The 6586-nt window shown below is 41.4% G+C and carries 6 protein-coding genes; 2 read left to right on the top strand and 4 right to left on the bottom strand.

What is annotated here, in order from left to right; translation table 11 throughout:
* The 3 genes from F6K38_RS32725 to F6K38_RS32715 form a co-directional block, all read right to left on the bottom strand.
* Positions 1 to 535, bottom strand: a 535-nt coding sequence (locus F6K38_RS32725; protein ID WP_287359245.1) for a hypothetical protein, incomplete at its 3' end; no start/stop codon positions are given.
* A gap of 109 nt (positions 536 to 644) precedes the next feature.
* Positions 645 to 845 (bottom strand): hypothetical protein, encoded by a 201-nt coding sequence (locus tag F6K38_RS32720; RefSeq protein WP_137985455.1) that lies wholly within the window; start codon positions 843 to 845, stop codon positions 645 to 647.
* Between the two features lie 175 nt (positions 846 to 1020).
* A complete protein-coding gene (locus F6K38_RS32715) occupies positions 1021 to 1752 on the bottom strand; it encodes a hypothetical protein (protein ID WP_071104227.1) in 732 nt (243 codons plus the stop codon).
* Positions 1753 to 2053: 301 nt separating this feature from the next.
* On the opposite strand from F6K38_RS32715, the gene F6K38_RS32710 reads away from it, so the two are divergent.
* Positions 2054 to 2356, top strand: coding sequence for a hypothetical protein (locus F6K38_RS32710; protein ID WP_287249011.1), 303 nt, complete (start codon positions 2054 to 2056; stop codon positions 2354 to 2356).
* Positions 2357 to 2388: 32 nt separating this feature from the next.
* Positions 2389 to 2820 carry a MerR family transcriptional regulator gene (locus F6K38_RS32705; protein ID WP_287359242.1) on the top strand — a complete coding sequence of 144 codons (432 nt, stop codon included), beginning with the start codon at positions 2389 to 2391 and terminating at the stop codon, positions 2818 to 2820.
* A 721-nt stretch (positions 2821 to 3541) separates the two neighbouring features.
* On the opposite strand, the gene F6K38_RS32700 is transcribed toward F6K38_RS32705, so the two are convergent.
* Entirely contained in the window at positions 3542 to 6484 is a 2943-nt protein-coding gene (locus F6K38_RS32700) for an SH3 domain-containing protein (RefSeq protein ID WP_287359239.1), read from the bottom strand.
* Between the last annotated feature and the right edge of the window lie 102 nt (positions 6485 to 6586).

Below are 6586 nucleotides of genomic sequence, written 5' to 3'. Positions count from 1 at the left end.
AAATAAGATATAGATTAGAGCCTTTGTTCTGCTGGTAAAAATAGATGCCATCAGTAAAGCCTTCTACTCCCACTAATTGTCTCCACTTTTTTTCCCACTTAAGGATCGCATCTTGAGCTTGATTATAGACAGAGGTTGATGAAGGAATTTGTTTTGCCAAGTTAATTGCTAATTTATAATTATCATCAACTGGTTTCAAATTTTGAGCTTTTATTACTTTCTCTGCTTGAGCCAACTGTCCTTGAGCACACTGATTTAGAAAAGCTCTTGCATTATAAGAGTTGTGAGAACTTTCAGGAATTTCTAGAGCTTTGTTCATACACTCCACAAAGTTTTTATTTATGATCAGGTCTTCCATCGTTTCCACAAATAGTTGCTCTTGATGAGATAGCCATTGCTGATAGCCAAAAATGGCTGCCTTACCAGTAATGAAAAGTGTTGCAATACCGATTCCTATCCATAAAAAATTCTTAACTAAAGATCTAGGTGGATTCTCCGGGTTTACTGACTTGTGATCTTGTTTGTAATTTTGCATATGATGGCTATAGTATTTATATGTCTAAAGATTCTAACCACTCCTCAAGTGATTGAAAAGGATCTGATCCCTTAAAGGTCATTCCTTACAACTTCAGATTTCCCTGCTCTTAGTACCGAAGAACCATAATGATCAGGTCACAGGATTGTCTTCTCTCTTCTGTTTTCCCTATAGCATCAGTATCCTCGTAGTAAAACAGATGCGATGCTCCAAAGGAGCATCGCATACCGTGACCATTCACGTAGGGTGGCCTTTTGGCCAAGGTCAATCCCATTACCTGAACCCAATGGCGTCCGCGTAAGGTATCCAAGGGGAGGATCGCAAAAGGGTGGATGCCATCGGGTTGGTTTTCAGGACTTACGCAAAATTAGGGCTTATACGCTATAAATAGCGTAAGGTGCGTTGTAACGCACCCTACAGGTAGATTTTCGGCGTAAGTCCTGGTTTTGAGACGATTATCGCTTAATTAGCTGGATTGGCAAGTCTCAGTTATCGTAAAAAATGAATCGAGTAGTAACATGGGGGTGTGAATATAGACGGATTTTATTGCCGCCAATTTCCCTACCATCTTCTAGCCATCGCCAATCCAAGATCCATGCCCAATCCCAAGGATTCGCTATATTCTGGATTATGCCGTCACCCAATATCCAACTGTAGTCACCACCACCTTGCTGGCGAGTCCAGCCATATCTGCCGCGAAACCGCCCACGGGTACCGAACTGATCGTTGGTGTATTCTGTCCCAATGGTGAGGTCAATGACGCGAACTTCGTCAGAGGTATTCGTTTCGTGCTGCATGATCATGCGGATACGACCACCATCTGCATCGAGCAATTGAGGAGGCATGTCCAATTCATAGTAATTGTATTCAGTAAGATCTCGAGCACCGACAGTGAAAAATGCGACCATGTTCGTCGAGGTTTTATTTGAGACCATGTTGTGTGTCAAGGCTTGATCTATGGACTCTGCATTTATAGTAACTTCTGCATCTGTTTGTTCTTTGACTTTTTGAAAGCGGCGAACACCTTCGTCACTTTCCTCGGTAACGTAGATGGGAGGTAGCACTTCTACATCGGGAGCAAAAGTGGAGCTGCTTTGGAATGCTGGGGAATCAGTGTTCGTATACATCGCTGCCATGGCTGGATTGGGACACCATACCAACAGAATGGATACCGCGACTAAAAAAGCTATACAAATATTTTTCAAGATTGGTTTCATCTTTCATTTACTCTTTTCTTTCAATATAATGTCTGATTTAACACAGACTTTGCAGTACCCCTGAGGGTACCTTTTGTACTAATAAAGTACTCTTTTAAAAAATTGTGTAAAAGGCCGTAGGGTGTGTTAGGGATGGGCTCGCCCTGATTTTTTTTATGGTCGCCAGTGTTGGTGCCCGTCCGTAACGGGCAAGATGCCCGTTCCACCCACTGGGTCAAACTATATTCGTTTATTAACTACGGGATTGGCCGTAGGTCACGCTACGGGATTGACCGTAGGCCACGCTAAAAGCGATTGACCTTTGGTCACGCTACGCGATCGCATTCCCAATCCCGATTCCCGATTCCCGATTCCCGTTCCCCTCCTGGGAGGGGTTAGGGGTGGGTTCCGATTCCCGATTCCCGATTCCCGATTCCCGATTCCCGATTTCCTAACTATTCCGATATTGACGCAGTCGCTAATAGTGGAAACCACAGCACTTGACTTGCTAGCCACCCTTACCATATTTACCACTTTTACCACCCTTTCCTCCCTATTCCCTGTTCCCTATTCCCTGTTCCCTAAAAAAATAAATTGTCAATTTTTCTTTTTTCCCTTATACTAGTATTATCGGAATAGTTAAAGGAGAGGTAACTGATGAACAAGTGCGTTGGAACTACTGAAGCAGCATCTCTATTAGGAATTTCTTCTCGACGATTGCGCCAACTCCTAGATAAGGGTCGGGTGCGGGGTGCCTATAAAAGCGGGAAATTCTGGATTATTCCTCTGTTCAACCATTTGCCACAAATTACCAAAGGTAATCGTGGACCAAAGGGGAAATGGCGCACTAGTCGTACGACCGCTTTAGCGAAGATTAATGTCAATCGCAATCACATTGGCTCGAATATCAAGAAAAGCCCGGAAGACCGGAAGCCAGTGATTTCAGTAAAACGAAAGGGAACTAATCTCTACGGTAATGAAGTGGAAATCCTCGGTCCTTGTAAGATTGTGTATCAGCCGGATAATCCACTGGATTGTGGCGCTCGTTTGTGGATTGAAACTTTTAGTGATATTCACTTTGTTTCTTGATGCAGTCGCTCATGGGGGAAACCCCCAAGACCGCGCTGCATCGCTGGTGGGAGTTTTCCGGCGAGTAGTTGAGGGGGTCAGGGGCTTTTGGTTTAGCAGCTGCTCTTAAGCAGACTGAGCTAGTATAAATGTATGTTTAGGTTTCAACCAACAACATATGAGGTGTGTAATGAAGGGATTATCTCTTAGCCTAGTCTTGGGCGTTGCGTTATTCGCTAACCCGGTTTTCAGTTATCAACTTGGTCAGGATGATGGCGCAGGTGTCGAGACTGCGAAGACTTGCTCCAGCTGCGGATACGATGATCCCGCAGGTGATCAGGGACAAGACTGCCCCAACTGTAAAGTAAACAGAAAAACTGCGACTAAGTAGGTAGGTCTAATTAGACGTTAAAAAAATTGTAGGGACGGGCTTAGGCGAAAGTCTTGCTAAATAAGCGATTTAACCATCAAAACCCGCCCGCCCTTAGTTGCGTTTATTTATGGCCACCTACTTATAGCGTTTCTCGCAGTTATGAGGTAAGCTTTTCAACCTCAAAGTCCCCCTTATTAAGGGGGATTTAGGGGGATCAATTTGTACCTTATGGGATATAGAATTGCTATATTTAGCTCAACTTTTATACTGCCAATCTGGTTAGCGCTTAGCTTGGGTTTGTCGTAATAGGTTAGCCAATTTTTTTAAATCTTGAGGTAGTTGGAATGAATTCATCTCTTTGGTTCTAGTTTATTGACATTCTTTGAGATAATTAGCAGCTACCCAGCCTTTGATGGGAGCGGTAATTTTATAGAACCCTGAATTTGGTTTACCTATAGCCGTCACCTGTTGTCCATTTTTAAATTGTTCCTTCTGTGGATGATTCAAGTCTGGATAGTCACGAACAGGTAAATAATTTTTTGTTCTGTACACCACGAAGCACTTGCCCTGTTGTTTGTTGCTGGGAGAAAATATCGAAGATGCTACTAGTAAAATACCTATTACCGGTACGGCGGTTTGTATAACTATCAGGTACACAGGATTGTTTTCCCGCTTCCGACTTCCCTCTTCTAACTTACCTCTTCCCTGCTCCCAGCTCCGTTCGCGTAGGGTGGCCGATGGCCTCAGTCCCTGCTCCATAAAAACCCGGAACTTTGTATCTAACTGAATTACAAACCGCTGTAAAGTCCATACAGATAGTCCTTCCTCTTCCCAATAGCTTTCTGGCAAGGTTTCAAAAACTTGTGATTTCTCATATTTGTTAAGCTTTTTAAATAAATTGGGGAAAAAATGTTTTATTTGTTGAAAATCTTCTTCAATCCACTGGCACAGAACTTCAATGGCTTTTTCACGGACGTCTGGATGTTCTTCTATTGTGAGGATTCTGTATAGTGGATCAATCACTTTTTCATCCTGAATTTCCCCGTAAGTTTGAACCACAGTTATTAGCAATTGGTTACGGGAAGTAATTTGTGGTTCCTCAACAGGGTATTGAATCTCACATTGTTCACATTTGGTATGCCACTGTTCGAGTATATCTAAAACTTCGGCGGCATGATTAGTATGATAGCCAGACTCAAATATATTAATAATTTCTTCAGAAACTCGTAATTGCTCATATTTGTCAAGCTCTTCAAATAAACTGGGTAAGAAATTGGGTAAAACAGATATTATTTGTTGAAAAGCTTCTTCAATCCACTGGCACAGAACTTCAATGGCTTCTTCACGGACGTCTGGATCTTCTTCTATTGTCAGGAGTCTGTATAGTTGCTTAAGCACTTTTTTATCCTGAATTTCCCCGTAAGTTTTAACCACAGTTATTAGCAATCGCTCACGAGAAGTAATTTGTGGTTTCTCAACAGGGTATTGAATCTCACATTGTTCACATTTGGTATGCCACTGTTCGAGTATATCTAAAACTTCGTAGGCATGATTATTATAATAGGCAGACTTAAATTCACTAATAATTTTTTCGGTTAAATCTTCACTTATTTTTCCGTATTCGCGTTGCACTAATGTACACAGCACTTCTTGTAGTTGAAATAAGTGCTGCGGTATGAGCATTCGTAAGATCTGATCGCGAAAGCGCTCAAGAACCAGAGAATTGTGGTTGTCTGACAACAATTTTATTAACCACTCTTGAAATCCTTCGGTTAGTTTTCCAGGTGGATCGGACTTTGCTGCATAGCTGATGGTCAGAGCAATAGTAGCTCGAACATTCTGTTTAAGTTTATTCTTCTTATTTTCTTCAATGCCCGAAAAATTTTCTTGGTACAAATATCTAATAGTTTGAAGTAATTGTTCCTTCTGTTCAAGCTTGTGCCACCGAGCCATTGCCCGTGCTGCCACCGCTTGGACACCTAGGGCTGTTACACCTTCTTCCCCATAAGTTGCCAGCCTTAGCAAAGTCTCTTTAACAACATCAGTGTCAATCAAACCGATGTCGCTAATTGCCCCACTAATTGCTGTGCGCAGTGGATAACGTCGCGTCTTCTCACCTAGAGAACCATACAACTGCTGCCCTACAGGAATTCCAGACGTATCTTTCTTTCTAGATACACCTCGTTTTACAGAGGTTTTAACCAGCTTTACCAGCACTGGAAGTGCAGCATAAATACGTTGTCGATATGTATTCCATGCAATTTTAAATAGCTCTAAACGCTGCTCAGGTAGCCAACTTTCAATCCTCTTTTGCCGATCGTTTTTGACTTCAACCGGGCGGAAGAAGTTATGAAAAGGCTGCAAATCGCAGTGATCGAGAGCACAAAGAGATGAGTCACGTCGATACCACTCATGGTCAGCTAATTGTCCTATGGCAACTAGACACTGATCCTCGAAAAGACCATCGAAGAAATTCAGTCCTAAAGCAATTAATTTCTCACGAGGTTGGAGAACGTTATTAAACCATCGTTCCAGTATTTTTTTATTGTCCTGAGCAAGGTTAATTAGTTGATCAATTTCTTCTGGATTTAATGGCTCTTTTTCGGTTGAAAGTAATTCAACAAATTTATAAATTTTGTCTGGTGTTTTTAACTTTTCAGCAATTGATTCAATGGAAATTTTATCTGGCAAAGACCATGGAAGCTGTTTTAGTTGATCTTTTAACTCTTTGGATAAATCATCTTTTTTGTACAGACCATCAACTTCTAAATCCTTCCAAAAATCTCCAATTGTATCGGTTAAACCCCAAACAGCACGAGGCTCATCTGTAGCGAATATGACATAGTGGTTACTATCAGCAGCAGCTTTTTGGATCAGGGATAAATCATAGTCAATATCCTGAAATCTAACCCGTGTTAGCACAAAAATTGTTCTGGTTTCAGTTTGCTCAAGTATTTGATAGAAGTTCAGTAACTCAGAACCACGCTGCCATTCTTTGGCTTCAACTTCAAAACTGTCAGAGCTTGAGTACTCTTTCTGTAAATGATTACTTAAATGCCATGCAAAATTACGTGCTATGCCTACCTTATCAATGTCGTTACTGCCACCTAGTATCAGCATTCGATGATGACAAATAATATTAATCATTTCATCGATCAACTGTTGACTTGGGCTAATACCTAAGCCATATTTCTCAAGAGGAATCTCTAAAAAATCCTGATCATATTTATTGATGTTGTTCGTCACATGAGTATTATCACCAACAACAATGCCACCAACATTTTTCTCAACAGATACGTTAGAGTTATGCATGCCAAATTTTGTTTAACTATTTGCTTTCTAGATTAATGCTGGGGGGGAAATGATAGGCTAAAATTATTACCCACTAAGGATTTAAGCTTGCATTTCCCCCCA

It is taken from the genome of Moorena sp. SIO3B2 (assembly GCF_010692525.1).
In the GTDB taxonomy this organism is placed as follows: domain Bacteria; phylum Cyanobacteriota; class Cyanobacteriia; order Cyanobacteriales; family Coleofasciculaceae; genus Moorena; species Moorena producens.
The sequence above is the reverse complement of the archived record's forward strand: the minus strand, read 5'-3'. Positions and strand labels throughout refer to the sequence as shown.

What these genes read in the sequence shown, in the direction of transcription:
- F6K38_RS32715 (WP_071104227.1), bottom strand. Translation starts at nt 1,752, where the DNA reads ATGAAACCAATCTTGAAAAATATTTGTATAGCTTTTTTAGTCGCGGTA.
- F6K38_RS32705 (WP_287359242.1), top strand. Translation starts at nt 2,389, where the DNA reads ATGAACAAGTGCGTTGGAACTACTGAAGCAGCATCTCTATTAGGAATT.
- F6K38_RS32700 (WP_287359239.1), bottom strand. Translation starts at nt 6,484, where the DNA reads ATGCATAACTCTAACGTATCTGTTGAGAAAAATGTTGGTGGCATTGTT.